This is a genomic window from Candidatus Flexifilum breve, from assembly GCF_016713355.1.
This window is the reverse complement of the sequence record NZ_JADJPI010000048.1, coordinates 1-26787: the sequence shown is the minus strand read 5'-3', so window position 1 is coordinate 26787 and position 26787 is coordinate 1. Positions and strand designations below refer to the sequence as shown.

Here is a 26787-nt window from a genome sequence, read left to right as displayed (position 1 = left end):
AGTTCAAGTTGATGGTAAGCGGACTTCCACGTCTCTTGCGGGTTCACGAAACCTTGTCCTCTATTGGGGAGGGCTGCGCCCCAATCCGGTGAAAACGAAATCGAATAAGTCCGAGAGCAGTTCTCTCTCGCCGAGCTAGATCTTAGCGTCAATTGTTATTGAGGTGATTTACCGACCGCGCGGCATTGGGATGCCGGGTCATCAACATCCGTCGGTCTTGGCGACGTACAAATCAGTATAGTCGATCTCCTGTTCTGACACAAACGATCAACCTTAAAATTGAAAAGTTTAAGCTTGGGATTTAATGTCACTGAAATGTTTTAACATTGAGCGGAAAAACCGATCAGATTTTCGCCTACCCGATTCCAGCGAATGTTTTAACATTGGGATAATTCCTGTCAAACCCGGTATTTTGCAAAGATAATCCCAATGTCCTAGGCGAAATCTACTTTTATTACAATTTTCATTGTACGACGGTATAGACATCCACAATCTTTACATGTACAATGTCGTTAGGTTAAAATTCGTGTTGCAATGTACCCGAGGTGGAGCGATGCCAGACGTTCAAGATGATCGTGCAACCTTCTATAACACTGAATCGGATGATTACATGGACGAACCGACGACGCCGGTAGCCAGGCAAGCCGGACGTGATCAAGGTGTCCGCGAAATCGCGTTCCACAGCGGTAGCGGGGGCGATTGCCGCAGTTATCCGTGAACATCGGTACGCGGAAGTCCAAGCGATTGGTGCGGGTGCGGTCAACCAGGCGGTAAAGGCACTGGCGATTGCACGGGGTTATTTGAACGGCGATCAAATCGATATTGTTTGCACTCCATATTTCACTGAAGTTGACATCGAAGGTCAGGAGCGCACGGCGGTACGCTTTATTGTCGAACCCCGTCCGTAGAGGCGCATGCGTGTAGACTTACATCTGCATACGAACGCGTCCGATGGCCAGCATACGCCATCAGAGTTAGTTGCGCTTGCACAGAAATTCGATATCATCGCGATAACCGATCACGATACAACGGACGGAATCGCGGAAGCTCAGGAGGCGGCTCGCAAAGTCGGGTCGCCTCAAATTATTCCCGGCATTGAGTTCAGCGCCGAAGATGACGCGGGCGATGTGCATGTGCTGGGGTTACTTCATCGATATCCAAGACGATGCCTTTCAGGCCGGAACTGCGAAGTTCCAGATTAGATCGTTTTACGCGCGGCCAGCGGATGGTTGAAAAGCTGGCGGCGCTCGGCCTACCGCTCGACTGGAACCGGATCGCTGCGCTGGCGGATGGCGGTTCGATTGGCCGACCGCATATTGCGCGGGCGATGGTCGAAGCGGGCTACGTCGAGACCGTGCGCGACGCGTTTGATCGCTATATCGCCAATGATGGCATCGCGTATGTCGCGCGGCGGCGCTTGTCACCGGAAGAAGCTGTACAATGATTCATGCCGCCAAGGGCGTCGCTGTGCTGGCGCATCCCGGTCTGCTGCCGGATCCCGAAGCGATGGTCCGCCGCTTGCTCCCGCAGGGCTGGATGGCGTCGAAGTGACGCATCCGAGCAATTCGAAAGCGTGCGCTTCCAGATGCGCGCCTTAGCCCGCGAATTCAGCCTCATCATGACCGGCGGTTCCGACTTTCACGGTTTGGCCATCAAACCGGACGTCCGCATCGGCATGGAGACGCCGCCGGAAGGCTGTGTCCGAGCTGCGCCAACGCGCCGCGCGGTACGCTACCCCCTAAACCATACGCGCGAATCGCTATGACGACCTATGTCATCCTGATCCGCGGGATCAATGTCGGCGGCAAGAACAAGATCCCCATGGCAGAGCTGAAAAGCCACCTTGAGGCCCATGGTTTTGCCCGCGTGACCACGTATATCCAGAGCGGTAACGTGATCCTCAAGTCTGATCTTGATGCCGCAACGCTGGCTGCCCAAGTTGAAACCCTCCTGGCAACCAGATTTAAGCTTGATAGCCCGCAGATCAAAGTCCTGGCGTTGACGCGCAAACAATTGCAGCGGGTCATCGAGCATAAGCCGGACGGCTTCGGCGAGGAACCCGACAAATATCACAGCGATGCCATCTTCTTAATGGGGATCGACGCGCAGGCCACGCTGGCGATTTTCAATCCGCGTGAGGGGGTCGATCAAGTCTGGGCGGGCGACGGCGTGATCTACTCGCAGCGGCTCAGCGCCCAACGTACCAAAAGCCGCCTCAACAAAATCATGGCCGACCCCGCCTACAAACTCATGACCATCCGCAATTGGAACACCACCACCAAACTGCTCGATCTGGCGCTGCAAGCTGACGCTGATCGACCGCTAGCGGTTTCAATTTTGAGCGTGTCCTTAAACCGCACACAGACCTTGGCTTGACAGGCCATTGTCGGGACAAGACATGCCTTGTCCTCTCTGTTTTCTTCCCGAAATTAGGGCGAGGCATGCCTCGTCCCTACGAAAAAGAAATCGGGCTGGCGGGAATGTATCGCCCCTCCAATAGGACAGGGTAGTCAGCGGACGGCCAGAAGGCCGTCCTACAACGTATCGTTAGGGAAGTTGAGCTTAAAACTATCCTGCGTGAACTGAATTCTGGTAGGGGCTGGGGGTGGGGTCGGTTTAGATCCCCGGATAATCCAGCAGCAGCACGTCGAGCGCGAGGCGCGCATTGGCGTTCGTATCCGTCAGCAGACCGATGGTCTTGCGCGTGGTGCTGACCGCCGTCGCCGCTTCTTCCCCGCTCATCCGATCTTTGAGCTGATCGAGCGCCGCCGCTTGATCGATGTTAGTCGGTTCGAGGCCGCTGTTCTCCGCCAATAGAAACACATCCCGCCAGAACGACAGCCACAGTTCCAGCAGCGTGATCAGCGCCGCTTTGTCCTTCGATAGATCGTCGGACTGCTTGAAGCGTTCGACGCGCGTCATGCCGAGGATGTTGATCAGCAGATCGAATGCCCCCGCGCTGACCGAGCACCTCTTCATTATTGAGCGCGTTGATCGCCCAGCCCATGCGCCCGGCGCTCAGGTGTGCCAGCAGCCGCGCTCGATCCTCGTCCGCGTTGAACAGTTCCGTCAGCGTCTCGTAGACCGTCTGCACGGCGGCGGGGCGTAGATGGATCACCTGACTGCGGCTGGTGATGGTCGGCAGCACCGGCTCCAGCGACTTGGCCAGCAAAATCAGAATGGCGTGCGGCGCGGGTTCTTCCAGCGTTTTGAGCAGCGCGTCCTGCGCGCGGGGCTGCGCCGTGTCGAAGTCGCGGAATACGGCGATACGGTAGCGCGCTTCGAACGGCTTGAGCGCCAGCTTCTGCATCATCAAGCGCAGTTCTTCGATTTTGAGCGGGCTGGTCTCGGAGTCGCGCTGCGTGTACAGCACATCCGGGTGGTTGCCGGTGGCGATGCGGCGGCAGGCGGAGCACTGCCCGCACGGCTTGCGGTCGGGGTCAGTGCAGTTGAGCGCCATCGCGAACTGCCGCGCCAGCGTCTCTTTGCCGACCGACTCCGGGCCGACGAACAGATAGCCGTGGCGGATGCGTTCATACGCCATGCTCTGCTGTAAGTGCGCCACTGCCCAATCGTGCCCGTAGACCTGCCAGTGGTGTGTAAAAGTCGTCGTCATTCACTCAACATCCTGTTTCCTGAGACGATCATAGCACAGCCTGCGTTGCACACCATCCACGCCGATTATTGCTCCCTTCTCCAAGCCTTGAGGACAGACAGGTTTAACAATCGAGGAATAGTAGGGACGCCCAACGGGGCTTGTCCGCAAATGATTCACCATTCGCAACGGCTCAGAAAGGGTGATTCGAGTTTACCCCTCACCCCCAGCCCCTCTCCCACGCAAGCGGGGAGAGGGGAGAAAAGCGGCTTTTGCTGGCTCCCCTCCCCGAATTCGGGGAGGGGCCGGGGGTGGGGTGGGTTGTTTGATTTGCGGACAAGCCCAACGGGGCGTCCGCGGGATTGGGGGTGAAACGGACGCGCTGTTGCGCGTCCCTATACCAGCGTACCATCTTGCTTCCCTCTCCCTTGGGAGAGGGGTCGGGGGTGAGGCCAGCCCCTAAAAGCTCGGCTGACTCAGCCCCAGCGCCAGATAATTCTCGCTCAGCCACGTCTGATAATCGGTGTTCGCCGGGTCGATCTGCATAGCGGCCTGAATATCGGCGCGCGCCTGATCGATGCGTCCCGCATTGAACTGCGCCAGCCCGCGATAGAACAGCGCGACCGAGTCTTGCGGATTGGCTTCGAGCGCCCGGGTGTAGATCGTCGCGGCCATCTCATTATCGTTGAGCGCGAACAGGTAGATCCCGGCGAGATCGGTATAGCGCCGCGCGTTGTTCGGGTCCAGCGCAATCGCGCGTCTCGCTGTCTATCGCTTCCTGATAGCGCCCGAGCGCATAGTACACATCGCCGATCAGCGAATACAGGGTGGCGCTCTCCGGCTGCAAGCGGATCGCCTCGTTGAAGTCGGCGAGCGCTTCTTCATACCGCCCCACGTCCGAATGAGCGCGGGCGCGCGCTTCGACATAGCCGCCGTTGTCGGGATCGAGATTGATCGCCGCGCTGAAGTCACCAATGGCGGCGTCAGGGCGTCCCAGTTCCACCTGACTCAGCCCGCGGTAGTAGTAGGCGGTGGCGTTATTGCCATCGGCGTACAGCGCCTGCGTGTAGATTTCGACGGCGGTGGCATAGTCCTGCTGCGCGAAGTAGTAGATGCCGCCGAGATCCGTGTAGTAGCGCGAATTGTTCGGTTCCAGCGTGATCGCGCGGTTCTTGTTGGCGATCGCTTCCGCGTAGCGCTGCTGGTTGTAGTACAGGTCGCCCACCGACGAATAGTACGCGCCCGCCTGCGGCGCCAGGCGGATCGCTTCATTGAAGTCGGTGAACGCGGCATCGATTTGCCCCTGTTCGCGGTTGGCGGCGGCGCGCCACGCGAAGGCATTGGCGCTGGTCGGTGCCAGCCGAATCGCTTCGCTGAACTGGGTCACGGCGTTGGTGTAGTCATTCATGGCGTAGGCGGTTGCGCCGCGCCAATATGCGTTGGCGGGATCGGCGGCGTCCAATTGCGCCGCGTTGTTCAAATCGTTGACCGCCGAGTCGTAAAGCTGCTGCGCGCGGAAGCTGACCGCGCGCGCTCGGTACGCCCAATCGGCGGACGGCGCGGCGCTCACAATGGCGTCGTAGTCGGCCATCGCTTCGTTCCACAGTTGGAGCGCGTCATACAGCGCGGCGCGCTGAGCCCGGCACGCACAGATCGTCCGGGCTGAAGTCCAGCGCGCGGTTGTAACTGCCGATCGCTTCGTTGATCAGCCCGCGTTCGCGCAGGGCTGATCCGCGATACGTGAGATTGCCGCCAGATTCAGATCGACGGCGCGCGCAGCGGGCGCGAGCGGGCCGCCTGATTGAGCAGCGAGACCGCCGCGCTGATCTGGTCGCTGTGGTACAGCGCCAGCCCGAGCAGCGTGCTCACGGCGTAGGTTTTATCGTCGGGTGTGCTGACGAAATGCGCCTGACTTTCGGGCGTGCATTCGGCAATCGCCACGGGCTGCGCGGCACAGTGCACGCACCCGCCCGGGTTGATCGCATACTGCGCGTCGATACTGCCGAGCTGCGCGCTGCCCCACACGACCAACGCCGCGTTTTGCTGCGTCGCCAGTGTGAGCGCCTCGGCGCGGGAGTTGATCGTCCCAGAATGCGTTTGCACCTGCACGCTCACGCCGACGGGCGGGAGCTGCGCAATGGCCTGTTCCAGCCCCGCGCGCCACTCGTCGGTCACCGGGAAGTTGCTCCCGTTGTTGGCGAACTGCGCGATCAGGATGCGCGTGGTCGGCAGGGGCGCCGCGGCGCTCGCTGTGGGCAGCAGACGTGGCACCACCAGCACGGCGGCGATCACGACGATCAGCACGATGACGATCAGCGCGGCGATCAGGCGGATGGGGAGTTGACGAGCGTTCATAGGCTTTCCTTGCGTGCGGTGGTCAGTCTAAGCTGGCGTCAGTTGGGTGGCCCGCGTCGTAGTTAACGCCAAACTGTCCACCTTGGTGGGGTCTGTTTATCCATAGCTGACCTTATTCTACGGTGAGTCGGGCAAATTGGTTGTTAGGTATTGACTCGGTTCGTTTGCGCATCTGCATTGACTCCATTGTAATCAACTCATATGATTCGCTAGTCAATCGTCAATACTGCGGAGGCCGCTATGCACCAGCTTGCTCCCAAACTGCTGTCTGCCATCCCGGATCACCTTGCGCCGGACGGCTCGGAGATTCGCGAACTGCTGCCCGTGACCGGCGCGAGCCTCGCGCACTGCACGCTGCCCCCCAATCAGATGTCCAAGGCGGTCAAGCATCGCACCGTCGAAGAGATCTGGTATGTGCTGGCGGGGCAGGGACAAATATGGCGCAAGCTTGGCATTGACGAACTCGTCGTCGACGCCGTGCCCGGCATGGCGCTGACCATTCCGCGTGACACCCACTTCCAATTTCGCAACACCGGCCCGGAACCGTTCGTGTTCGTGATCGCAACCTCCCCCAAATGGCCGGGCGCGGATGAGGCCATTTCCGTGCCGGATTACTGGTAGCGTATCAGTGTACTTTTCGCCGTACATCCATGCCCTTTGAGCGACGTCGTAAAATGCTTTACAGGCGGCGCACAACTGGATAAGATGGATGGCATTATACGGAAAAGGTACATCTATGCGCTTTGACATTAACCTCGAGCATGCGCCCGAATTAGACGCCGACAATTACATCAATCGCGAGTTAAGCTGGGTTGATTTCAACTACGCGGTGCTTGCTCAGGCCGAAGACGAATCGCTGCCTCTGTTAGAGCGTCTCAAGTTTCTCGCCATCGTCAGCAGCAATACCGACGAATTTTTCATGGTGCGTGTAGCGACCATCCACAAAAAGCTGGCGCTCAACGTGCCGAGCAACCGCCCGGATGGCATTCCCTACCCAATCTTGATCGAAGAGGTGCGCGCCCGCGTGCTCACGCTCATGCAGCGCCAGCGCGAACTGATGCGCACGCTTCTGGGACAACTGCGCAATTACGGCGTGATGGTCGACGCGGTGAGCGACCTGCCGAAAGAGTATCGCCACGCCCTGCGCGAAAACTTCTTTGAAGAGATTTTCCCCGTGCTCACGCCGCTGGCTGTCGATCATGCGCGCCCGTTCCCGTTCATCTCCAACCTGAGCATGAATCTGGCGATTTGCTTGCGGCGTAAGGGCGAACCGGATGAGCAGGACGAATTCGTACGCGTCAAGATTCCGGATACGATGCCGCGCCTGATCAATGTGAATGAAATCGTGCGCAAGCACGGCGGCGAACCGCCCGCCGAAGAACGCTTCGTGTGGATTGAAGACCTGATCGCCGGAAAATCTCGATCTGCTGTTCCCCGGCATGAAGGTCGTCGAGTTTGTCCCCTTCCGCGTGACGCGCAACGCCGATATCGACTTCGAAAATGAGCGCGAAGATCACCCGTACAGCAACAACTTCCATATCAGTGACATCATCGAGGAGAGCATCAAGGAGCGGCGCTTTGGGTCGATTGTGCGCCTCGCCGTGCCCGACGATGTCAACAAGCGCGCGCTGCGGCGGCTGCTCGAACACCTTGAAATCGTGCCGGAACGCGATCTGTACCGCGTCAATGGCGCGTTGGGCGGCGCGAGCCTGTTCCAACTCACCGGCATCGATCACCCGGAACTGAAGTACACGCTGTATGTGCCCAAGATGCCCGCGCTGATGGAGTACGACAGCATCTTCGATGCCATCCGCGAGCGCGATTGGCTGGTACATCACCCGTATGATTCATTCGTGCCCGTCGAAGCGTTCTTCCAGCAGGCCGCGCGCGACCCGAATGTACTGGCGATCAAGGCGACGCTCTACCGCGTCGGGCGCAATTCGCCCGTCGTGCAGGCGCTCATGGAAGCGCGCGACAACAACAAACAGGTCGCGGTGCTGGTGGAACTCAAGGCGCGCTTTGACGAAGAGCACAACCTCGAATGGGCGCGGCAGATGGACGAAGCCGGCATTCACGTCACTTACGGTGTCGAAGAACTGCCCGTCAAGACCCACGCCAAGATCGCGCTCGTCGTGCGCCGTGAACCGGACGGTGTGCACCGCTACGTGCATCTCGGCACGGGCAACTACAATGCGGCGACCGCCCGCCTGTACACCGATATGGGCTTGTTCACCGCCAACAAAGTGATCGCCGATGACGCCTCCAAGCTGTTCAACCGCTTGACCGGCTACGCCCCCCGCGACCACTTATCAGCGGCTGCTGGTCGCGCCGGAATTCCTGCTGCCCAATCTCGCCGAACTGATCGATCACGAGATCGCCGCCGCCCGTGAAGGCAAAGATGCGCGCTTGATCTTCAAGATGAATCAGCTCGAAGAAGATCTGATGATCCGCAAGCTGTATGAAGCCTCACAGGCGGGCGTGCAGGTGGATCTCATGGTGCGCGGCATTTGCTGTCTGCGTCCCGGCATCCCCGGCATCAGCGAAAACATCCGCGTGCGCAGCATCGTCGGGCGCTATCTCGAACACAGCCGCATCTTCTATTTCCACAACGCGCCGCCGGATCGCCGCATTTATATGGGCAGCGCCGACCTGATGCGCCGCAACCTGTACAACCGCGTCGAAGTGGTGTTCCCCGTACTCGACCAGCGCTTGCAGCGTGATATTGTGCATATTCTGGAGACCTACACCCGCGACAACACGCAGGCGTGGGATCTCGCCCCGGATGGCGTGTATCACCGTTTGCAGCCCGCCCCCGGCGAAGAAGCGTTCTCCGCGCAGGAAGCCTTCATGACGAACAGCCTGGCGTGTCCTAAGCCTCCGGCCCGGTTAGAAAACTTGCATCGACAAAAACTAGGTAACGTGTCACAATAATCCTACGCTGCCGCAAAAACTCACTCAAAGAAAATATTCCTTTCAAAGCGAACTTAATCATTTTGCCCAAGCTGTGACACCGTTGAAGTCGCTGGTTAGGAGTACATCATTTTGGATCTGTGCGTAATTGAGGGTGACGGCATCGGACACGAAGTCGTTCCGGCAGCGGTCCGTGTCCTCAAGGTTGTCGCGCCCGATGTGATTATCCGCAAAGCGGATGCGGGTTGGGATACGTTTCTCAACGTCGGCAACCCGCTGCCTTATGACACGCTGCATCTGGCGATGGAATGCAGCGCGGTTCTGTTTGGCGCGGCGGCCTCTCCATCCTACCCGGTTGATGGCTACTATGTGCCCGTGGTGCGCCTGCGCCGCGAGCTGAAGACCTACGCCATGCTGCGCCCCACGCGCTATTTGCCCGTGCCGACTGCCCGCCCCGGCGTTGACCTGCTGGTCGTGCGCGAATCCACCGAAGACCTGTACATTGGCCATGAACACACGGAAGATGACGGGCGCATGGGCATCTCCGAAAAAGTGATCACCCGTGAAGCGACCGAAAACGTCGCGCATAAAGCCTTCCAACTGGCGATCAAAACGGACGCCAGAAGGTGACTATCGTCCACAAGGCGAGCGTGCTGCTGCAAACCGATGGGCTGTTCCGGCGGGTGGCGCTGGAAGTCGCGCAGAACTACCCCGAAATCAAGGTGGAGGAGCTGCTCGTCGATACCGCGGCCTACTGGATGGTCAAAGACCCGACCCGCTTCGACATCATTCTGACGCCCAACCTGTACGGCGATATCCTTTCCGACATGGCGGCGGCGTGGGGTGGCGGTCTGGGACTCGCACCTTCGTTGAGCGTCGGCGAGGGCGTGGCCCTGGCGGAGCCGGTGCGGGCTGCGCGCCGGATATCGCGGGCAAGGGCGTCGCCAACCCGACCGCATCGATCAGGGCGATTGCCATGCTGCTGCGCCATCACTGGGATCGGCAGGAGGCGGCGGACCGGGTAGAAAGTGCTATACGCGGTGCGCTCGAATCTGGCTACCATACGGCGGATATTCACCCGGATGGAGCCATGTCTACGGATGATTTCACTGAGCAGGTATGTAAAGGGTTATAGATTTGTAGGAATACTGAGTCAATATGAGTTATGGCTCAAAAATATCTCACAGCTTGTGCAGCAAGATATTCGCTATAATTGCAGAAATTGGCGGAACGCGGGGACGCTTATGTCTATGGCGCTGGTGCTTGTAGTTGATGACGATACACTATCATTACAACTGCTGGAACTCATGTTAAAACGTGAGCAGCATGTCGTTTTGACGAGCGCCAGCAATACCGACACGGTCGACCTCATCTACCAACACCAGCCTGATCTCGTCATCCTCAATGATAATATGCCGCAGGTCAGCGGCGGTGAAATGTGCAAGCGCATCAAAACCGACCCGCGCATTTGTCAGACCCCGGTGGTCCTGACCAGCGCGGGCCAGCGGGTGCGCGACCCGAACTATGTGCGCGACAGCCGCGCGGACGGGGTGCTCTACAAGCCCTGCGTCGCCGCCGATGTCCGCACCTGCGTCAATCAGCACCTCCGCTAACTGCTCCGCCGCCCACAGCTCAATAACCTCGGCTATCGCGCAACGAACACCCCGCTTTTGCGTAAAGGTGGATATACTCGACCAGTAACCATACGAAAGGTGGTTCCGCATGGCGAACGTGATTAAGAACGTAGCAGTGCTTAGGCGTGGCTGCGGTTGCCGCACTGTATCTACTCAATCCCACTGCGGGCGTGCTGGAATTCATCCCCGATATCGTGCCGATTATCGGTAACCTCGACGAAGCCGCCGCCGTCACCATGTTGATCGGCGCGGCGCGCTACTACGGCATCGACATCTCGAATATCTTCAAACGCGACACCGAACCGCCCACCCGCATCGATGATACGCAAAAGCCCAAACGCCTGCCGCCGCGGTAAAACATGACCCCAGCCCGAATTCAGGGAGGGTAGATGTGCGGGTTTTTCTAAAGTCCCCTCCCTCTTTCGGAGAGGGGATTAGGGTGAGGTTGATCTCGCGGACCGCCCCGACCCCGTCTCCGACCCCACCCCGCCGAATTCGGAGCGGAGACGGCGGAACGGGTCGTTCCCCCGTTCGGAGAGGGGGCTAGGGGTGAGGTTGCTTTAACAACTGCTTTTCATACGCTAGGTGAAAATTAGATGCTTGATGCCCAAACCTTAGCCAACCTACGCGCCGCCCAGACGCTGCGCGGTGTCGCGCCAGAACATACGCCCATCCCGTGGCGCAACCTCCGCCATCTGCTCTCCCTGCATGCGACCGTCACGCCCGACAAAGTCTTCCTCATTCACTACGACGCCAACGGCGACCGCGAAGAACTGACCTACGCGCAGTTCAACTCGAAGGTGCATCAGGCGGCCAGCTTCCTGTATGACGACCTCGGCGTGCGGCGCGGCGACCGCGTCGCGACCATCGCCTACAACCACAGCGACACGGTGATCCTGTACTTCGCCTGCTGGCTGATCGGCGCGGCGGTCGCGCCGCAGAATGTCAGCGAGGATGATCGCCGGATCGCCTTCATTCTGCGCAACAGCGCGGCGGTGGTGTGCTTCGCCCGCGCTGAATATCTGGAACGCGCGGAGGCGATCATCTACGGTGATCCCGACGCGGGACTCGGCGCGGCCAACATCCGGCAGATCGTCGTGATCGGCGGCGCGTCCGACAAATACCTGAACTTCCACGCGGAGATCGCCAACCGCCCGAACACCTTCATCTCCACCACCGAGCGCCCGACTCTGCACGATGAAGCGCTGCTCGTCTACACCAGCGGCACGACGGGCGCGCCCAAAGGCGTGGTGCTCAGCCAGTCCAACCTGCTGATCGACGCGCAGGGCATTTGCCAGTGGCAGGGGATCACGGGCGGGCAGCGGCTGATGAACGTGCTGCCCATCCACCACGTGAATGGCATCGTCGTCACACTAATCACGCCGCTGGTGGCGGGCGCGTCGGTGGTGCTCAACCGCGCGTATTCGAGCCGCCACTTTTGGGAGCGGATTGCCCGCGAAAATGTGCAGATCGTCAGCGTCGTGCCGACCTTGCTGCAGTTCTCGCTCGACTACGCGGCGGAACAGGAGGCCCAAGGCGCGTCGCCGTGGGGCGAGGGTGTGACCCGCGCCGATCTGCTGCGCTTCCGGCATATCATGTGCGGGGCGGGGACGCTCGCCATGAGCCTCGTCAAAGCCTTCGAGGACAAGTTTGGTGTCCCCGTGCTGCACGGCTACGGCCTGAGCGAGACGACCTGCTATTCGTGCTTCCTGCCCATCGACCTGTCGCCGGAGGAGCACGCGCATTGGCTGCTCGACTACGGCTACCCGAGCATCGGCTGTCCGATTGCGCCCAACGAGATGGCGATCTTCGACCCATCCGGCAGCGGACAGCAGCTCGGCGCGGGCGAACGCGGCGAGATCTGCATCCGCGGGCACAACGTCATGCAGGGCTACTTCCAGCGCCCCGACGCCAACGCCGAAACCTTCAAGTTTGGCTGGTTTCGCAGCGGCGACGAGGGCTTTTATCAGGAAGATGCGCGCGGGCGGCAGTTCTTCTTCATCACCGGGCGCATCAAAGAGCTGATCAACCGCGGCGGCGTCAAGTTCAGCCCCTTCGACATCGAAGAGATTTTGCTGGAAGTCCCCGGCGTGAAGGTCGGCCTCGCGGTCGCCTTCCAGAACGCCTACTACGGCGAGGAAGTCGGCGCGTATGTGGTGTGTCACGAGGGCGCGACCGTCACCGCCGAGGGGTGATCGCGCACTGCCGAACGCGCATGCCCTTCGAGAAGTCGCCGAAAGTGGTGGTCTTCGGCACGGAGATTCCGGTCACCTCGACGGGCAAATATCAGCGTTTGAAGCTGCAAGCTCTGTTCGCCGAGTGGGAACACACGCAGTTCAAGAAGTAGAGCTTAACCTCACCCCCAACCCCTCTCCGAAAAGAGGAGACGAGCGGCGTTTTGAAGTCCCCTCGCCCTTGGGAGAGAAGGAATGGCGAACCTGCTGTCTCCCCTCCCTGAATTCGGGGAGGGGCCGGGGGTGGGGTCGAAAAACCGCTGTTGAGCAACCTCCGAAAACTGGCATAATTTACGCCATCCAATCAACCAGCGAAAGCCAAACGATGAGCACTTTCCAACACGTGATTCAGACCGAGGCCGATCTCCGCGCCATTCTGGGCTATGCCGGGGAACCCGCGACCAACAAAGTCATCCCCGAAATTGACGACATTTGCCGCGCCTATATTGAGTCGTCGCCGTTCGTGCTGCTCGGCACCAGCGACGCGACCGGGCGCATGGATGTGTCGCCCAAAGGCGATCCGCCGGGGTTCGTGCAGGTCATGGACAGCCACACGCTGCTGATCCCCGACCGCCCCGGCAATCGGCGCGGCGACACGCTGACGAATCTGCTGCAGAACCCGCACATCGGGCTGCTGTTCCTCGTGCCCGGCCGCAAGGAGACGCTGCGCGTCAACGGCACGGCGCAGATCGTGCGCGACGAGGCGGTGCGCGACCGCTTCATCATGCAGGGCAAAGCGCCCATCTTCGTGATCGCGGTCACGGTGCAGGAAGCCTATTTCCACTGCACCAAGTGCATGGTGCGGTCGCATTTGTGGACGGATGAGCACAAGAACGACGCGCTGGTCTCGCTCGGCGCTGCGATCGTCCAGCATGCGCAGCTCGATATTAGCCTTGAAGAGGCGGACGCGTATCTCGCCGAGGATGAGAAGACCGGGCTGTACTAGGCGCGGGGGAGAGGGCGGGACGCTGGTCGCGTCTCGCCGCGATCTGGCTGTGATGACCGGCTAAGGGGAAATTGCTGTATGTGAAAATGGAACACCAATTCGCTGTGTAAAAACACACCCAGAATGAAAAGTAATCCTGATTCTAGTACTTTTTCATATAATAGTATCGATAGACCGCGAGTTGAAACACCTGTGTTGGGGAAGAAATGTGGGCAAGCAAAACAAGCAAAGAACATTGCTTGAACAAGGTCATCATATTTACATAGGTACAGTTCATACTAACGCAAATCCTCCACGTGGAGGGTGGAATATGATTGGAGACGTGACCTTCAAAAGAATCATGATGCGATGGTGGGAATAGTTACTCACATGCAAAGTGATGGAGGATGCGGAGCTCATACAGAAGTTACCATTTCTACCTCAGAGCTAGGTCAACCATTTACATACCTTTGTTCTGGCTGTGGACAGACTTTGACGTTTTCGCAAATCCTCTTGCGCGAGCCTGATCCGCTAGTCTTTCACCTCTTTGGTGATGAGAGCATTGGGAGAGGAGTGGTGGTTTATGGAATAATTGTGTTCAACTTGTCGGACGTTAATGCAGCAGCGGAAGATTTCCGAAATTTAATTTCCTCTTATGGTCTGCCACCTGAAACTAGATTCCACTGCCGTGAAGTATTTGCAGGAGATGCTAGAAACAAAACTTCATGGAGACACATGAGTGAGAAGCAGGTCTGGGAGGTCGCAGAGCAATTATTGCTAAAGCTAAACACTCACCGTCCGCAATACTGTCTTGGTATAGTTTATCGTGACGCTTTTCCAAGTGTGCTGGCATCGGGTTCGGGTTCAAAACGTATAGATGTTCAAGAAGAACATTTATACCCTTTAGCCTTCGCAGGTGCTTTACAGCCGCTTGTAGATCTTGAGCTTGTAAGCCCAGATATAGAATCCCATTTATGGTTTGATCCATTAAACAAGAAACTTGAGTTCTGGGGAGCAGGAGCATTACAAGTTCAAAGGGTGTTTAGTCATAACAACCTAATCATAGAAAAAGTTGATGATGGAAAACCTTTGTTACTAGATGCAGCTGATATTTTTTCCTACGTTGCGGGTCGTGCGGTTTCCCGCGAAGACTCACGTCATAAAGCTAAATGCCAAGAATTGCTTGGATTATGTCATCCACGTATAGGCATTGGTTCTTGGATACCTCCCTAAACCTCAAAGAATTCACCGTAGTAGCGTATATAGCCAGTGTGCTCATGTGACATATAGACCTTACCTGCCCTCAACGTGGAACAGTGACGGCACAGTTTCCCTTCGACCATCATGTAGAGAGACCTAGACCGGTCTGGAGGGAACATGAGCGAGCCAAATACGCAGGGGAAGGCTAATCCGCCCCTGGCGTAGGGCATACGCCTCGCGGGGGAGCTGTAGCTCGAAATTTCGTGCTAAATCAGGTAAAATTGTGGGACATTTGCCCCGTGAGCTGTGATGTATATCGAGCATTTGTCCCTGTCCAATTTCGCAATTACGCCCGGTTAGAGCTCGGCTTGCCGACCAATAACCCGGTCGTTTTGCATGGACAGAACGCGCAGGGCAAAACCAGCCTGCTCGGATCGATCTACTATTTAGCGACCGCCAAATCGCCGTACAACGCCGCCGACCGCCAGTTGATCCACTGGCGCGCCGAAAACGATCCGATTCCGTTTGCCCGCCTGTCTGCCGAAATCTGCGCCCACAACGCGCCCATGAATCGCCTCGAAATGACGCTCATGATCGAGCGCACGGTCGATGGTGTGGCGCGGCTGCGCAAGGTGGTCAAGGTCAACGGCGTCGACAAGCGCGTCATGGATATCGTCGGCCTGCTCAACGTCGTGCTGTTCCTGCCGCACGATCTGTCGCTGGTCGAAGGCTCGCCGAGCGACCGCCGCCGCTTCATGGATAACACGCTCCGGTCAGGTGGACGCGGCCTATCTCAATGCCATCGACACCTACGAGAAGATCCTCCCGCAGCGCAACGCCCTGCTCGAGCGCATCAATGATCGGCAGGCCAGCCCCAAAGAACTGCGCTTCTGGGATGAACAGATCGTCGCGGCGGGCAGCATCATCATCGCCGGGCAAGCAGTGGGTGGGTACGTGCTGGTGGACGGACAAATATGGGCTGATCTCGATCATGCCGATGGTTTAGATGTTCAAGCGTGGAACAGCAGCAACTGCGAGCCCCGCAGTTGACCGATACATGCGTCTCATCCTCGGGATGTACACGTCAAAAACTCACCCTACTTCTTTGATCAGCTAACATCATCTCCAGCCCCGCTCCTCTGGGAGCGGGGTTGCCCGCGCTGGCGGGTGGCTGAGCAGCTGCGCTCGCTCTCGAAATTTCGTGCTAAATCAGGTAAAATTGCGGGACATTTGCCCCGTGAGATGCGATGTATATCGAGCATTTGTCCCTGTCAATTTTCGCAATTACGCCCGGTTAGAACTCGGCCTGCCGACGAATAATCCGGTCGTTTTGCATGGACAGAACGCGCAGGGCAAAACCAGCCTGCTCAGATCGATCTACTACCTGGCGACCGCCAAATCGCCTAAAACCGGACCGCCAGTTGATCCACTGGCGCGCCGAAAACGACCCCATCCCGTTTGCCCGCCTGTCCGCCGAAATCTGCGCCAGCGCGCGCCCGCTGAATCGCCTCGAAATGACGCTCACGATCGAGCGCACGGTCGATGGCGTGGCGCGGCTGCGCAAGGTGATCAAGGTCAACGGCGTCGACAAGCGCGTCATGGATATCGTCGGCCTGCTGAACGTCGTGCTCTTCCTGCCGCAGGATTTGACGCTGGTCGAAGGCTCGCCGAGCGACCGCCGCCGCTTCATGGATAACACGCTCGGTCAGGTCGACGCGGCCTATCTCGGTGCCATCGACACCTGCGAGAAGATCCTCCCCGCAGCAACGCGCACCTCGACCTGACGGGCAAGCGCGAAGTCCTTACGCTCCGCTACCAGCCGAGCTTCCTGCCGACCTTCGCGGGCGATGGTCAGCTCTCGTTCGATACCTTCGGGCTGGATTTGCATCGCGAACTCACGCCGGATGAGATCGCGCCGCAGTTTGGCGACACGGTGCTGCTGCTCGATGAAGTGGTCGCCGAACTCGACTCGCAGCGCCGCGCCTACCTGCTGGAACGCATTGACGGCGTGACGCAAACGCTCGTCACCACCACCGAGCTCGACATCTTCACGCGCCCCTTCCTCGACCGCGCGGCCATCTGGCGCGTCACCGATGGGCGCATCGATATCCACGCGGGCGAAAAGCCACGCCGTAAACAACCTCACCCTAACCTCCGGCGGAGAGGAATATCGTCATCTTTCCCTCCTTGGGAGAGGGGTTGGGGAGCGTGTTATCTCCCTCCCTCTAGGGAAGTGCAAGAACCGCTTTAAATCCCCTCTCCTCTAGGAGAGGGGCAAATGAGGTTGTACAGACTGGTGCTGGCTTTTCTCCCCTCTCCTCGCCCCGTTGTTGGGAGAGGGGCCGGAGTGAGGGGTTTACCGAGGGGGTTAGTTTTTCATAATCCCCTCCCTTTGCGGATAGGGTGCATCTGCGCTTATGATAGGATCAATTATAATCCGTTTGCCGACACAGGAGCAAGAGGCGGATGCAGCAAGCAATCACCCAGTGGGAAATCTACACGCACACCGTGCAGCACCCGCCGACGATCAGCGGGCGCGTGCGCATTCTGCGTGGCGCGTACAGCCCCAGTTGGACGTTCAGCGCGACGTCATGGTCTACCTGCCGCCGTCGTATCCACGACGCCGACCAGCGCTACCCCGTCGTCTACATGCAGGACGGGCAAAACCTGTTCGATGCGGGCACGGCTTTCGGCGGGCAGGAATGGCACGTCGACGAGAACGATGGAGCAGCTCGCCACCGAAGGGATCGAAGCGATCATCGTCGCGCCTATCACGGGGGCGAGAAACGCATTCAGGAATACAACCCATTTCCGCACGTGTGGCGCGGCAAAGGCAGCTCTACCTCGACTGGCTGCGCGACACGCTCAAGCAGATTGACCGCGATTTCCGCACGCAGCCGGAACGCGAACACACGGGCATCCTCGAGGTCGAGCATGGGCGGCTTGATCAGCATGTACGCCTTTTTCCACCGCAGCGAGACCTTCGGCTTCGCGGGGTGATGAGCCCGGCCTTCTGGATCGGCGGCGGCGCGATCTACGCCAGCCTGCAGGACGCCCCCCCTATCGACGGCAAAATCTATCTGGATAACGGCACGCGCGAAACCAGCGCCCGCCGCGCATGAATGCCCTGCTGATCAAGAAGGGCTACAATCCGTGTGGCAATCTGCTCTACGTGGTGGAGCAGGACGCTGGTACACCAGATTTGGCGTGGGCGCCGCATGCCGGACGCGCTGCGCTTGGGGGCCAAGAGTAATCCCCTCACCCAATCCCTCTCTCCACGCATGCGGGGAGGGGCGCGAACGTGTGCTCCTTCCCTGTTCGGCGTGGGGACGGGGTGGGGTTGACGTCCAGGAAGGTAATTAGACATGGCACAAGCAGCATGGTGGCAGCGCGGCGTCGTCTACCAGATTTACCCGCGCTCGTTTATGGACTCGAATGGCGATGGCCTCGGCGATCTGCGCGGCATCGCCTCCAAGCTCGATTATCTGAAGTGGCTCGGCGTGGATGCGCTGTGGCTCTCGCCGATTTTCCCCTCGCCGATGGCCGATTTCGGCTATGACGTAAGCAACCACGTTGATGTCTATGCCCTGTTCGGCAATTTCGACGCCTTCGATCATCTGCTCGCTGCGGTGCATCGCCGCGACCTCAAGCTGATCCTCGACCTCGTGCCCGAACCACCTCAGATCATCACGCGTGGTTCATCGAGTCGCGGTCGTCGCGCGATAATCCCAAGCGCGACTGGTACATCTGGCGCGACGCCAACCGGACGGATCGCCGCCCAACAACTGGCTGTCGTATTTCGGCGGCCCGTCGTGGACGTTGGATGACCAGACCGGGCAGTATTATCTGCACAACTTTCTCGCGGAACAGCCCGACCTCAACTACCGCAACCCGCAGGTCAAGAAAGCGATTGCCGACTCGATTCGCTTCTGGCTCAAGCGCGGCGTGGATGGCTTCCGCGTCGACGTGATCGACCGCATGATCAAGGACGAACTGCTGCGTGATAACCCGCTCAATCCCGATTGGGTCGAAGGGCGTGACAACCCCACGTGGAAGTACCTGCGCGTGTACAGCGAAAATCAGCCGGGCGTGCACGACTGATTCAGGACTGCGCCAGGTGTTCGAGGAATTCAAAGACCGCGTGATGATCGGCGGATCGCCCTATTCGACCGACCCCACGCTGATCACGGGCTTCTATGGCACCGAAAGTGCGCCGGAGATCCATCTGCCATTCAACTTCGCGCTGCTGATGCTGCCGTGGCAAGCGGATGACGTTCGCTCTTTGTCGATCTGTACGAGGCGAGCCTGCCCGCGGACGGCTGGCCGAACTACGAGCTCGGCAACCACGATCAGATGCGCGTCGGCACCCGCATCGGTTTGGTGCAGGCGCGCGTCGCCGCCATGCTGATTTGACGCTGCGCGGCACCCGTTCATCTATTACGGTGAAGAACTCGGCCTGCGCGACGTGGACATTCCGCCGCACTTGCATCAAGACCCGCAGGGGATCAACCTCGGCATCAGCCGTGACCCGCAGCGCACGCCCATGCACTGGGATAACTCGCCCAACGCCGGGTTCACCGCCAGATGAACCGTGGCTGCCGTGTCGCCCGATTACACGGTGCTGAACGTCGTCCCTGAACAGGCCGATCCCAAGTCGATGCTGATGTTCTATCACACGCTGTTCGGCCTGCGCCGCTACACGCCCGCGCTGCACGCCGGATCGTATCGCTCGCTGGAGTCGCCGGAAGGCACCTTCGTCTATGTGCGCGAGGCGGCGGCAAGCAGTACCTGATCGCGCTCAACTTCGGGAACGTCGGGCGCACGCTCACGCTGCCGGGCGCGGCAAGGTGATCTCTCCACGCACATGGATCGCGGCGACGCGGTCAAGGAACTGCACCTGCGCGCCAATGAAGGCGTCGTGGTGGAGTTGATCGGTTGAAGCTGGCGTGAAGTTGTTTTGAAGCGGCGGACGCAATTTGTCGCGTCCCTACGGCTGGTTTTGGTCCGGCGGATGCTGCTGGCGCCCCTCCCGAATTCGGGGGAGGGGGTCGGGACAGTGTCAGGAATCTGCCTCTTTTTCAACATTCGACACTGACCCTTCTCCCCTCTCCTCTTTTCGGAGAGGGGCTGAAAATGAGGTCAGCCCTTAACCCTGAAAACAGCTCGACCAGATTGCCGTCGGGATCGCGGAAATGCACGGTGCGCATGCTCCAGTCAGGGCGATTCGTCGGCACGGCGACCAGTGCGACGCCTTTCGCGCGCAGCTCCCCGCAGCGATATCCACATCATCGACCTGATGGGCAATCCGACGGAGTCTTGGGCGTCGGCCTTGGGCGGTTTTGCCCTCGTTTCGACCACCGCCGCCATCAGATCCCGGCGAAACAACCTGAACCGACGTCCGGCGTCGTGGAAGGATGCCAAACGTCGGTCTCGTCGCCTGACGCGATAAGCAGCCCGAGCATCGCGATAGAAGCGAAACATCCGGCGAAATCGGTGACCAACAGGCCAGATCTGGCTGATGCGCGGCTGCATGTTCACTCCTCTGGTTTATCCGAACAGGACTATGGGATAACGCGTGAGTTAGGGATAAGTTGGATACAAAGCGATCTGTTTCTGAAGCAGTTCCCCTCACCCTCTCCCAGGCAAGCGGGGAGAGGGTGAAATCTCTCCCCTCCCCCGAATTCGGGGAGGGGCCGAAAGTAGGGTCGGTTTGCGCCTAACCGCCTAGTGATCTCGTCTGTTTTATCCCTAACACAGTGTAAGAATAGAACAAAAAATGCTAATCTTGCCAATCGATGATTATTCAGGTCCGCGCCACCACCCACGAGATCAACGTGGCGACGACCAGTGCGGCATGACGACTCCCGTCACCCAACATCAGCAGCTTGAGGCGCTTGCGAGATCCCCGCCGCGCGGGCGGGTTCAGCAGGTGGGTGGGATAGCGCCGCACGAGCAGCAAAGGCAGATGTTTTCACCCCAATCGAACAGGGCGGGCGCGAAGGCGAACAAGCACCTGGGCGGCCAGCAATTGACCGTAGAGGCGTGGGCATCTCCGCCGCCTGCAGCAGCGCCGTCCACACCAGCGCGAGGAACAGCGACGCGAACAGCGGGAAGAAGAAGTCGACGATGAAGAAGTAGTATACAGCCGCTTCGACTCCGCCGTGTAATCTGGCAGCTGCGTATGAATCTCGGCGGCGGTCAGCTTGTTCTGAAAAATCGAAGGCGTCGTGTTCGTTGATCGTACTTGCTCGAAACTGCGCGCCGATCTTGCGCAGCAGCCGGAACGCGTCACTTGCGGGGCGAGGGGCGAAGAAAATGCTCAACGGTGCTGCGTGCACGAGCGTAGACAGCTGACGCGATCATGAGACGGGTACGCGCTCGCGGTAAGGTCTTCAACCACGTTTCGAGGGTGAGCAAACGGAACACCACTTCGACCTGCGGCGCGCTGCCGTCGAAGTGCGCGACTGCGCTTCCAGCGCCGGACGCTGGAACAGATCGCGAATGCCCGCCATCATCCAGCAGCACGGCAAATGCGCTCGGCGGATCATCGCGGAACCAGTTCAGAATAGGTGTGCCGAAGGGCTGCCTGGGGCGTGCCAGCGCGAAGGCGGGCAGCAGTGGACGCATCGCTTCGCGCGCGCACCTACTTGTTGCGCTGCATGCGGATGCCGCTCGGCACGCGGGCGGCGAAATTGAACAAAACCGGATCGAAGAGAGGACGCGGGCTTCGAGTGAGTGCGCCATCGTCGCCTTATCGCAGTTGAGCAGGGGGCGTTCCCGCCAGCCACGTGGTGATGACCAGCGCCTGCACCAAAGTTGTACGCGTCAGGCGCCAGCGACCGATCACGATGCCCGCATAGGTGGTTTCTTTATGGTGGGCGGCGTCCACGCGGCTGCAGGTTCGCGCCGTAGGTTCGCCGCGCAGCTGTCGGTGAGCACCAGCCCATCGAACGATTGCAGGCAGCGCAGACCTTCGTCACGGGGCAGCAGCGACTGGGTGAGGCGCGGCAGGTAGGTCGGCAGCGCGCCGATTCGCGGCGCTTCATCGTCGGGTAGTAGCGTTCCAGGCGCAGCAGCGGTTGGGCGAAGCCGCGCAGCATGCGCCCCCACGAGTTCTGCGCGCGCAAAATCTGCGGGATGGCGGCGTGCGCCAGCACCGCCAGGCAGTTTCGTCGCCGCCCAGCCGGTCCGCACCACTTTGACGCGCTTGACCGTCTCCTCGGCCAGCAGCATCAGCGACACAGCGGAGGGGATTGGCGTTCGGGTCGTCGTGGTGATACACGTAGCGCTGAAAGCCGTTCCACCAGTCCTCGGCATTGATCACTCGCTCGTGATGCGTGGTGTGGAAATGCGCAGCGACCTTACGGGCGTGGATCAGCTCGTTGTCGGGCGTTTTGGCGTCGTAGCCAGCGGTGAACGTCTCAATCGATTCGGCTTGCGGCCGCATCAGCGCCAGCACGGACGCCAGATCGACGCCGCCGCTCGGGAACAGGCCGACGGGAACATCACTGCGCATGTGCGGGTTGACCGAACTCGGTCAGCAGATCGCGCGCGCAAGTGATCCAGCCTGCTCGTCGTCCCGCGCGGAATCGATGGCCGTGCCACGCCGAAGCGCCAGTGTTCCTCAATGCGCGTCGTTGCCGTTCTCGGCGACCAGATAATGTTACGGCAGGCGGCGCTGCACCCGCCAGACAGCGTGTCCGACCCGATCATGTAAACGAGAGGTAAGTGTCGAGCACGTCGAGGTTGAGTTCGGCGGTCTCGTTGAACGCTTTGACTTCGCTGGCGAAGTGCAGCAGACCGCCGCGTTCCCACAGGTAGAGCGGCTTCATGCCGATGCGGTGATCGACCGCCACGAGCGGGCGCTTGCGCTGCGTATCCCACAGCGCAAAGCCATACATCCCGTGCAGCTGGTCAAACAGCTTGTAGCCGTATTCTTCGTACAGGTGGATGATCGTCTCGCCGTCGCCGTCCGTGCAGAAAAGCGTGCGCTTTGCTCATCAGGTCGCGGCGCAGTTCCTTATGGTTATGTAGATTTCGCCGTTGAAGACCAGCGCGATGGTGCGGTCTTCGTTAAACGGCAACCGATCGCTCCCGGAGATGTCGATGATGCTCAAGCGGCGCATGCCTGGCGCGACATTCCTGATCGCCGGACGGCGCGGCCAAAACCGTCGCCGTCAGGACCGCGATGTCGGATCTCCGCGCACCTGCGCTGCACCATGCCCAGATTGGCGCGTCCCGCTCCGCTCATCGACCACACCGCAAATTCCGCACATTGTGTTGGGTTCCCTCGTCCGGCTAAGCGCGCATCATTCTAACATATTCGCCGCGGCTGTCGCATTTAACCCCTCACCCCTGCCCCTCTCCATGCACGCGGGGAGAGGGAGAAGCTTCTTTCCGTCCTCCTGAATTCGGGCATAGGGTCGGATGCTGCGGACGCGCTTCTGCGCGTCCCCTACAGCTACATTCGGTTTGGCGAACGTCTTGTTGTCTCCCTCCTGAATTCGGGGGAGGTTGAAATGGGTCGGATGCTCGGACGCGCAGAAGCGCGTCCTACACAAGACATCAGGGGGGGTGAGGGAAACACCTCGATCTCTCACGGCTTTTCATAACGAAACGCATTAAGATAGACTATAATGAAATATGTAATGTTGTCGGCTATGGACGAGGTGCAGAGATGACCAAGACAATCGTGGCGCTCTACGACGACTTTTCGACCGCGGGCGTGATCGATAACCTGAATCGAAGCAGGCTTCACGCGGGACGACATCAGCGTGATGGCGAATGATGCGAAGCGGCGAATACAGCAGCTCGCTGGAAGATCGTGATATGGTGCTGGACGGCGACGTAGGCGCGGGCGAAGGCGCGGGCTTCGGCGCAGTGGTCGGCACCTTGATCGGCGTGGGCGTCTCGCTCATCCCCGGCATTGGTCGGTGATCGGCGCGGGGCCGCTGGCGATTGCCCTGACCGCGGGCATCGGTGCGGCGGCGAGGCGCCATCACGGGCAGCATCACCCGCCGGGTTGATCGACATGGGCGTCGACGAAGATGACGCGCACATCTACGCGGAGGGGATCCGCCGCGGGGGCACGCTGGTCAGCTTGACGACCAACGACGAATGGGCGGAACGCGCCGAAACGATTATGAACCGTTATCACTGGTCGATATTGATACGCGCTCGTCGCTGTGGCGCGAAGGTGGTTGGTCAGATTTCGACCACGCTGCGCCGCCCTACAACGCCGAGCAGATCGAGGCGGGAACGGCGATACCGCCTACCGCGGCTATAACGTAGCGCGGGGGATGGGGCGATCCCCGAAGAGGATGTGTTCAGCGATCAGCAGGAGGAGCTTCCCCCGCGCGAGCACCGACACCGTCCGACGGCGGGCGGCATTCCGTTAGCGGGTAATCCGGAAACCATACAGCGCGCCTCGGTGGAGGCGGATATGCAGCGCGGCATGTCGACCAACCCGGGCGGCGTGGGCGCGAGCGGTCGGAGTGGTATGGGCGGCAGCAGCGGCGGCAGCACCGCCGGGACGAACAGCGGCACGCCGGACAGCCGCCGGAAAATCGCGGTGCTCCGGCCGTCACCGATTATGACAGCACGAGCGGTGGTCGCTGGGCGGCGGAAGAAGCCACCCGCGCGCAGAACAGACACGCCGCGAAGATGGGCGGCGCGATCCCGCATTCGCAGGTCGGCGCGGCCAGTTCCGGTAACGTGAGCGCGGGCGCGATCCGCCCGGCACGGAACGCCACCACGAAACGTCGCACGCGGTCGGTGGGGCCATGCGCCGCGATACGATAAGCAGCGAGTACGCCACTCCCGGAAGAAGAGCTTGGGAGGCGAACCGTCGGGCACGGGCGTATACGCGCACGGCGGGCAAGCCGGATCAGATCGACCGATATCAACAACCTGGATCGCTAAGCGAAACCTCACCCCCTGCTCTCTCCTCACCACTAGCGGGAGAGGGAGCGTCACGGGCTGGTGTCTGCTCCCTCCCTGAATTCGGGGGAGGGGACGAGGGTGGGGTCGGAAGCGGCGGACGCGCGGAAGTGCGTCCACTCAGCCATCGACTCGGTTTCTCCCCCAATTTCCCTCAATCTGAAATTTGCTCCTTGCACCTGACGTAACGTCAGGCTGTATACTTATCGCGGTTGCTCAAGATGAGGAGATACCGCATGAGCAAAAGCCTGTGTTCGGCCGGTGGACGGAAGCCGAAGAAAGATCAGTGCCGACGAAGCCGCGCGTCGCTGGGACGAAAAGACCGTCCGGCAGTCACAGAAGTTGTGGAAGAGCTACTCGGCGGAAGCAACGGCGGGGATCAAGGACGAGGGCGGCGCCATTTACGTCGATCTCGCCGCCGCCATGCCACCAGGGGCCGCGGCGCGAGCGCCGCGGTGCAGGCGATCATCGCCCGCTGGCATCAGCATCTGCGCTACTGCACGGGCCGACGCCGGGGAAATTCTCGCCGGGTTGGGGCTGGCTACAACAGCGATCCGGCGTTCCAGTCGACGTTGCCGCTGGTGCACCCGGATCTGCCCGCGTTCATGGAAGTGGCGATCACGCACTATGTCGCGAAGCTGAATGTGTAAGGTCAGCGTCAAGCGGTTGCGATTCATCCGTCCCCTACAACTCCCATGGCGCGCACGATGTTGGCTCCCCTCCCGATTTGGGGAGGGCTAATGGGTCAGGATCGACTTTTAGCACCTCCTCTGAGATCCACCCTCGAAAAATCAGCTCGGTTTGGCGGGAGGTGTGTTGCTCCCCCTCCCCTGAATTCAGGGGAGGGAGCTGGGTCAAGTCAGGTTCGCCCTACCTGTTTACTCCACCGGATCGGCACCTCAGCCATGGTTTCTACTTTGATGGCTGAGCACTCTGGCATCCACCCGCCCGGGTAATGGGAGCGGGGATCTTGCAGGTAAGGCGCGGTTTCATTGGCGGGTCGCCGTAAAGTCTCACGAGGAAGATCATCGGACTGGGCGTGTGCGTGGGCGTTGCCAAGCCCGCCAGATGCAGACCTCGTCCGCCGCGTCACCATTCCAATCCCCTACGATACGGTCACATAGTAATGCTTGATCTTCGTGCCATCGTCCCGCACCCGTGCGCGTGCGCGGGCCACGACGATCAGATACGGCGCGTCTTGAGGTTCACGGCTTGTTGCCGATCAGTGCTGCAGTTAAGCTGGCGCGTTATTGATTCCACAAACTCAGCCGCCGCGTGTGGCTCTCGTGTTATAAAACTGCCGCTTGAATCTTGCGCGCATCTACGGATTTATCACCACAACCAGGCGTCCGACGGCTTGTGATTCGGCGCCGATCAGATAATCGCCGCCGCTGCAATGGCATTTTCGATCAACCGCCAGGCACAGGTTCGGGCGAAAAATCGCGCGGTGCGCCGTGACCGCATCCGCGTGGGAAGCTGGGACTGCGTGCCGTAATCCGGAGCGATCCGCTCAAAGGCCCCAACGCAAAGCGATCATCATCAGTCATGGGCTGGCATCCTTCGCTTGCATCATGATCTGCGGCGAAATGTAGCCACTCTCCGTCCCATTTGTTACAATGGCGCGATTGCAGAGCTGCGAGCTTTGGCGGTACCGTCAGGGTATGATTCGCGGGCAAAGGATCAAACGCTGGATTGTGCGGCAAATTGACGAACGTCGAGAGTGCGAGCTGTCCCAGGTGGCGAAAGACGGAACATCTGATCGCTCACACGTGGACGAGACGCTCATCCCCGTGTATACGCGGAGTGGGTAGGTGCGCGTGCGCAATCTGAGCGGTTTTAGAGCGAAGGATGCGCGGCGTAAACGCGAGGTCGCTGTTCGTCGTCGGTGGCTCTGGTGCCGTCCGATGGCGCGCGTGACCACCCCTGACGAAGGCTTGCTCGCGCTGCCCGCGCTGTATCGCGACAAGGTGTACACCTATCGCCAGACGACGGACG

The 26787-nt window shown here is 59.9% G+C and carries 41 protein-coding genes and 4 pseudogenes; 32 read left to right on the top strand and 13 right to left on the bottom strand.

Annotated features, from left to right (window positions below; translation table 11 throughout):
* The first annotated feature begins 650 nt into the window (after nucleotides 1-650).
* The 5 genes from IPK17_RS40335 (at nucleotide 651) to IPK17_RS40315 (ending at nucleotide 2376) form a co-directional block, all read left to right on the top strand.
* The gene (locus IPK17_RS40335; protein WP_343423412.1) at nucleotides 651-908 is read left to right on the top strand and encodes a stage V sporulation protein S; all 258 of its coding nucleotides are present in this window, start codon (nucleotides 651-653) and stop codon (nucleotides 906-908) included.
* Nucleotides 909-914: 6 nt separating this feature from the next.
* Complete coding sequence (locus tag IPK17_RS40970) at nucleotides 915-1202, top strand: PHP domain-containing protein (RefSeq protein WP_350341697.1); 288 nt, start codon at nucleotides 915-917, stop codon at nucleotides 1200-1202.
* Nucleotides 1203-1225: 23 nt separating this feature from the next.
* The gene (locus tag IPK17_RS40325; protein ID WP_343423410.1) at nucleotides 1226-1444 is read left to right on the top strand and encodes a hypothetical protein; all 219 of its coding nucleotides are present in this window, start codon (nucleotides 1226-1228) and stop codon (nucleotides 1442-1444) included.
* 129 nt (nucleotides 1445-1573) lie between these two features.
* Nucleotides 1574-1765 (top strand): hypothetical protein, encoded by a 192-nt coding sequence (locus IPK17_RS40320; protein ID WP_343423409.1) that lies wholly within the window; start codon nucleotides 1574-1576, stop codon nucleotides 1763-1765.
* Nucleotides 1762-2376 (top strand): DUF1697 domain-containing protein, encoded by a 615-nt coding sequence (locus tag IPK17_RS40315; protein WP_343423408.1) that lies wholly within the window; start codon nucleotides 1762-1764, stop codon nucleotides 2374-2376. Before IPK17_RS40320 ends, IPK17_RS40315 begins: the two co-directional genes overlap by 4 nt.
* A gap of 240 nt (nucleotides 2377-2616) precedes the next feature.
* On the opposite strand, the gene IPK17_RS40310 is transcribed toward IPK17_RS40315, so the two are convergent.
* The 5 genes from IPK17_RS40310 to IPK17_RS40290 form a co-directional block, all read right to left on the bottom strand.
* Entirely contained in the window at nucleotides 2617-2814 is a 198-nt protein-coding gene (locus IPK17_RS40310) for a hypothetical protein (RefSeq protein ID WP_343423407.1), read from the bottom strand.
* Nucleotides 2783-3616: a DNA polymerase III subunit gene (locus IPK17_RS40305; RefSeq protein WP_343423406.1), complete on the bottom strand. Its 834-nt coding sequence runs from the start codon at nucleotides 3614-3616 to the stop codon at nucleotides 2783-2785. The genes IPK17_RS40310 and IPK17_RS40305 overlap by 32 nt, the downstream gene beginning before the upstream one ends.
* Before the next feature lie 438 nt (nucleotides 3617-4054).
* The gene (locus IPK17_RS40300) at nucleotides 4055-4294 is read right to left on the bottom strand and encodes a tetratricopeptide repeat protein (protein ID WP_350341698.1); all 240 of its coding nucleotides are present in this window, start codon (nucleotides 4292-4294) and stop codon (nucleotides 4055-4057) included.
* Nucleotides 4275-5186, bottom strand: coding sequence for a tetratricopeptide repeat protein (locus IPK17_RS40295; RefSeq protein ID WP_343423404.1), 912 nt, complete (start codon nucleotides 5184-5186; stop codon nucleotides 4275-4277). The genes IPK17_RS40300 and IPK17_RS40295 overlap by 20 nt, the downstream gene beginning before the upstream one ends.
* Before the next feature lie 167 nt (nucleotides 5187-5353).
* Complete coding sequence (locus tag IPK17_RS40290; RefSeq protein ID WP_343423403.1) at nucleotides 5354-5950, bottom strand: hypothetical protein; 597 nt, start codon at nucleotides 5948-5950, stop codon at nucleotides 5354-5356.
* A gap of 240 nt (nucleotides 5951-6190) precedes the next feature.
* Here IPK17_RS40290 and IPK17_RS40285 point away from each other — a divergent pair, with 240 nt between their 5' ends.
* The 22 genes and pseudogenes from IPK17_RS40285 to IPK17_RS40170 all read left to right on the top strand — a co-directional run bounded on the left by IPK17_RS40285 (nucleotide 6191) and on the right by IPK17_RS40170 (nucleotide 19645).
* Complete coding sequence (locus IPK17_RS40285; RefSeq protein ID WP_343423402.1) at nucleotides 6191-6571, top strand: cupin domain-containing protein; 381 nt, start codon at nucleotides 6191-6193, stop codon at nucleotides 6569-6571.
* A 115-nt stretch (nucleotides 6572-6686) separates the two neighbouring features.
* Nucleotides 6687-7454 (top strand): polyphosphate kinase, encoded by a 768-nt coding sequence (locus IPK17_RS40280; protein ID WP_343423401.1) that lies wholly within the window; start codon nucleotides 6687-6689, stop codon nucleotides 7452-7454.
* Nucleotides 7390-8340, top strand: coding sequence for a phospholipase D-like domain-containing protein (locus IPK17_RS40275; protein WP_343423400.1), 951 nt, complete (start codon nucleotides 7390-7392; stop codon nucleotides 8338-8340). Before IPK17_RS40280 ends, IPK17_RS40275 begins: the two co-directional genes overlap by 65 nt.
* Nucleotides 8267-8881 carry a polyphosphate kinase gene (locus tag IPK17_RS40270; protein WP_343423416.1) on the top strand — a complete coding sequence of 205 codons (615 nt, stop codon included), beginning with the start codon at nucleotides 8267-8269 and terminating at the stop codon, nucleotides 8879-8881. The genes IPK17_RS40275 and IPK17_RS40270 overlap by 74 nt, the downstream gene beginning before the upstream one ends.
* Before the next feature lie 111 nt (nucleotides 8882-8992).
* A pseudogene (locus IPK17_RS40965) lies at nucleotides 8993-9995 on the top strand (isocitrate/isopropylmalate dehydrogenase family protein).
* A gap of 115 nt (nucleotides 9996-10110) precedes the next feature.
* The gene (locus tag IPK17_RS40250; RefSeq protein ID WP_343423397.1) at nucleotides 10111-10473 is read left to right on the top strand and encodes a response regulator; all 363 of its coding nucleotides are present in this window, start codon (nucleotides 10111-10113) and stop codon (nucleotides 10471-10473) included.
* Nucleotides 10474-10619: 146 nt separating this feature from the next.
* Nucleotides 10620-10850 carry a YkvA family protein gene (locus IPK17_RS40245; protein WP_343423396.1) on the top strand — a complete coding sequence of 77 codons (231 nt, stop codon included), beginning with the start codon at nucleotides 10620-10622 and terminating at the stop codon, nucleotides 10848-10850.
* Nucleotides 10851-11090: 240 nt separating this feature from the next.
* Nucleotides 11091-12689, top strand: coding sequence for a class I adenylate-forming enzyme family protein (locus tag IPK17_RS40240; RefSeq protein WP_343423395.1), 1599 nt, complete (start codon nucleotides 11091-11093; stop codon nucleotides 12687-12689).
* Between the two features lie 20 nt (nucleotides 12690-12709).
* Nucleotides 12710-12841 carry a hypothetical protein gene (locus IPK17_RS40235; protein ID WP_343423394.1) on the top strand — a complete coding sequence of 44 codons (132 nt, stop codon included), beginning with the start codon at nucleotides 12710-12712 and terminating at the stop codon, nucleotides 12839-12841.
* A 212-nt stretch (nucleotides 12842-13053) separates the two neighbouring features.
* Complete coding sequence (locus tag IPK17_RS40230; RefSeq protein ID WP_343423393.1) at nucleotides 13054-13674, top strand: pyridoxamine 5'-phosphate oxidase family protein; 621 nt, start codon at nucleotides 13054-13056, stop codon at nucleotides 13672-13674.
* 471 nt (nucleotides 13675-14145) lie between these two features.
* Nucleotides 14146-14886: a hypothetical protein gene (locus IPK17_RS40225; protein WP_343423392.1), complete on the top strand. Its 741-nt coding sequence runs from the start codon at nucleotides 14146-14148 to the stop codon at nucleotides 14884-14886.
* Nucleotides 14887-15152: 266 nt separating this feature from the next.
* Nucleotides 15153-15713, top strand: a complete 561-nt coding sequence (locus IPK17_RS40220; RefSeq protein ID WP_343423391.1) for a DNA replication/repair protein RecF — start codon at nucleotides 15153-15155, stop codon at nucleotides 15711-15713.
* Nucleotides 15631-15903: a hypothetical protein gene (locus IPK17_RS40215; RefSeq protein WP_343423390.1), complete on the top strand. Its 273-nt coding sequence runs from the start codon at nucleotides 15631-15633 to the stop codon at nucleotides 15901-15903. Before IPK17_RS40220 ends, IPK17_RS40215 begins: the two co-directional genes overlap by 83 nt.
* 371 nt (nucleotides 15904-16274) lie before the next feature.
* Nucleotides 16275-16637, top strand: a complete 363-nt coding sequence (locus IPK17_RS40210; RefSeq protein ID WP_343423389.1) for a DNA replication/repair protein RecF — start codon at nucleotides 16275-16277, stop codon at nucleotides 16635-16637.
* A gap of 98 nt (nucleotides 16638-16735) precedes the next feature.
* Nucleotides 16736-17104 (top strand): hypothetical protein, encoded by a 369-nt coding sequence (locus IPK17_RS40205; RefSeq protein WP_343423388.1) that lies wholly within the window; start codon nucleotides 16736-16738, stop codon nucleotides 17102-17104.
* A 215-nt stretch (nucleotides 17105-17319) separates the two neighbouring features.
* Nucleotides 17320-17853, top strand: a complete 534-nt coding sequence (locus IPK17_RS40200; RefSeq protein WP_343423387.1) for an alpha/beta hydrolase — start codon at nucleotides 17320-17322, stop codon at nucleotides 17851-17853.
* On the top strand, nucleotides 17853-17975 hold the full coding sequence (locus tag IPK17_RS40195; protein WP_343423386.1) for a hypothetical protein: 123 nt from the start codon (nucleotides 17853-17855) through the stop codon (nucleotides 17973-17975). The genes IPK17_RS40200 and IPK17_RS40195 overlap by 1 nt, the downstream gene beginning before the upstream one ends.
* A 243-nt stretch (nucleotides 17976-18218) precedes the next feature.
* A pseudogene (locus IPK17_RS40190) lies at nucleotides 18219-18464 on the top strand (alpha-amylase family glycosyl hydrolase); the annotation flags it as partial.
* A 208-nt stretch (nucleotides 18465-18672) separates the two neighbouring features.
* Nucleotides 18673-18954, top strand: a complete 282-nt coding sequence (locus IPK17_RS40185; protein ID WP_502750121.1) for an alpha-amylase family glycosyl hydrolase — start codon at nucleotides 18673-18675, stop codon at nucleotides 18952-18954.
* Nucleotides 18955-18970: 16 nt separating this feature from the next.
* Nucleotides 18971-19261 (top strand): hypothetical protein, encoded by a 291-nt coding sequence (locus IPK17_RS40180; RefSeq protein ID WP_343423385.1) that lies wholly within the window; start codon nucleotides 18971-18973, stop codon nucleotides 19259-19261.
* Between the two features lie 57 nt (nucleotides 19262-19318).
* Nucleotides 19319-19441 carry an alpha-amylase family glycosyl hydrolase gene (locus tag IPK17_RS40175; RefSeq protein WP_343423384.1) on the top strand — a complete coding sequence of 41 codons (123 nt, stop codon included), beginning with the start codon at nucleotides 19319-19321 and terminating at the stop codon, nucleotides 19439-19441.
* Between the two features lie 3 nt (nucleotides 19442-19444).
* Nucleotides 19445-19645, top strand: coding sequence for a hypothetical protein (locus IPK17_RS40170; RefSeq protein WP_343423383.1), 201 nt, complete (start codon nucleotides 19445-19447; stop codon nucleotides 19643-19645).
* Nucleotides 19646-19678: 33 nt separating this feature from the next.
* Here IPK17_RS40170 and IPK17_RS40165 read toward each other — a convergent pair whose 3' ends face one another.
* From IPK17_RS40165 to IPK17_RS41245, 8 genes and pseudogenes are all read right to left on the bottom strand, one after another.
* Nucleotides 19679-19828: a hypothetical protein gene (locus IPK17_RS40165; protein WP_343423382.1), complete on the bottom strand. Its 150-nt coding sequence runs from the start codon at nucleotides 19826-19828 to the stop codon at nucleotides 19679-19681.
* A 103-nt stretch (nucleotides 19829-19931) separates the two neighbouring features.
* Nucleotides 19932-20087, bottom strand: a complete 156-nt coding sequence (locus tag IPK17_RS40160; protein ID WP_343423381.1) for a VOC family protein — start codon at nucleotides 20085-20087, stop codon at nucleotides 19932-19934.
* Nucleotides 20068-20385 (bottom strand): hypothetical protein, encoded by a 318-nt coding sequence (locus IPK17_RS40155; protein ID WP_343423417.1) that lies wholly within the window; start codon nucleotides 20383-20385, stop codon nucleotides 20068-20070. The genes IPK17_RS40160 and IPK17_RS40155 overlap by 20 nt, the downstream gene beginning before the upstream one ends.
* A gap of 335 nt (nucleotides 20386-20720) precedes the next feature.
* Nucleotides 20721-21176 (bottom strand): hypothetical protein, encoded by a 456-nt coding sequence (locus IPK17_RS40150; RefSeq protein ID WP_343423380.1) that lies wholly within the window; start codon nucleotides 21174-21176, stop codon nucleotides 20721-20723.
* Nucleotides 21142-21621, bottom strand: a complete 480-nt coding sequence (locus IPK17_RS40145) for an asparagine synthase-related protein (protein ID WP_343423413.1) — start codon at nucleotides 21619-21621, stop codon at nucleotides 21142-21144. Before IPK17_RS40145 ends, IPK17_RS40150 begins: the two co-directional genes overlap by 35 nt.
* On the bottom strand, nucleotides 21605-21742 hold the full coding sequence (locus IPK17_RS40960; RefSeq protein WP_350341696.1) for a hypothetical protein: 138 nt from the start codon (nucleotides 21740-21742) through the stop codon (nucleotides 21605-21607). Before IPK17_RS40960 ends, IPK17_RS40145 begins: the two co-directional genes overlap by 17 nt.
* A gap of 153 nt (nucleotides 21743-21895) precedes the next feature.
* Entirely contained in the window at nucleotides 21896-22369 is a 474-nt protein-coding gene (locus tag IPK17_RS40955; protein ID WP_350341695.1) for an asparagine synthase-related protein, read from the bottom strand.
* Nucleotides 22370-22562: 193 nt separating this feature from the next.
* A pseudogene (locus IPK17_RS41245) lies at nucleotides 22563-23000 on the bottom strand (hypothetical protein).
* A 637-nt stretch (nucleotides 23001-23637) separates the two neighbouring features.
* On the opposite strand from IPK17_RS41245, the gene IPK17_RS40125 reads away from it, so the two are divergent.
* The 5 genes and pseudogenes from IPK17_RS40125 to IPK17_RS40105 form a co-directional block, all read left to right on the top strand.
* Entirely contained in the window at nucleotides 23638-23790 is a 153-nt protein-coding gene (locus IPK17_RS40125; RefSeq protein ID WP_343423377.1) for a hypothetical protein, read from the top strand.
* 94 nt (nucleotides 23791-23884) lie between these two features.
* Entirely contained in the window at nucleotides 23885-24139 is a 255-nt protein-coding gene (locus IPK17_RS40120; RefSeq protein WP_343423376.1) for a beta/alpha barrel domain-containing protein, read from the top strand.
* 36 nt (nucleotides 24140-24175) lie between these two features.
* Nucleotides 24176-24571: a hypothetical protein gene (locus IPK17_RS40115; protein ID WP_343423375.1), complete on the top strand. Its 396-nt coding sequence runs from the start codon at nucleotides 24176-24178 to the stop codon at nucleotides 24569-24571.
* Between the two features lie 482 nt (nucleotides 24572-25053).
* Nucleotides 25054-25442, top strand: a pseudogene (locus tag IPK17_RS40110) (TipAS antibiotic-recognition domain-containing protein).
* A 1161-nt stretch (nucleotides 25443-26603) separates the two neighbouring features.
* Nucleotides 26604-26787 (top strand): hypothetical protein (locus IPK17_RS40105; RefSeq protein WP_343423373.1); only part of this gene is annotated, 184 nt, incomplete at its 3' end.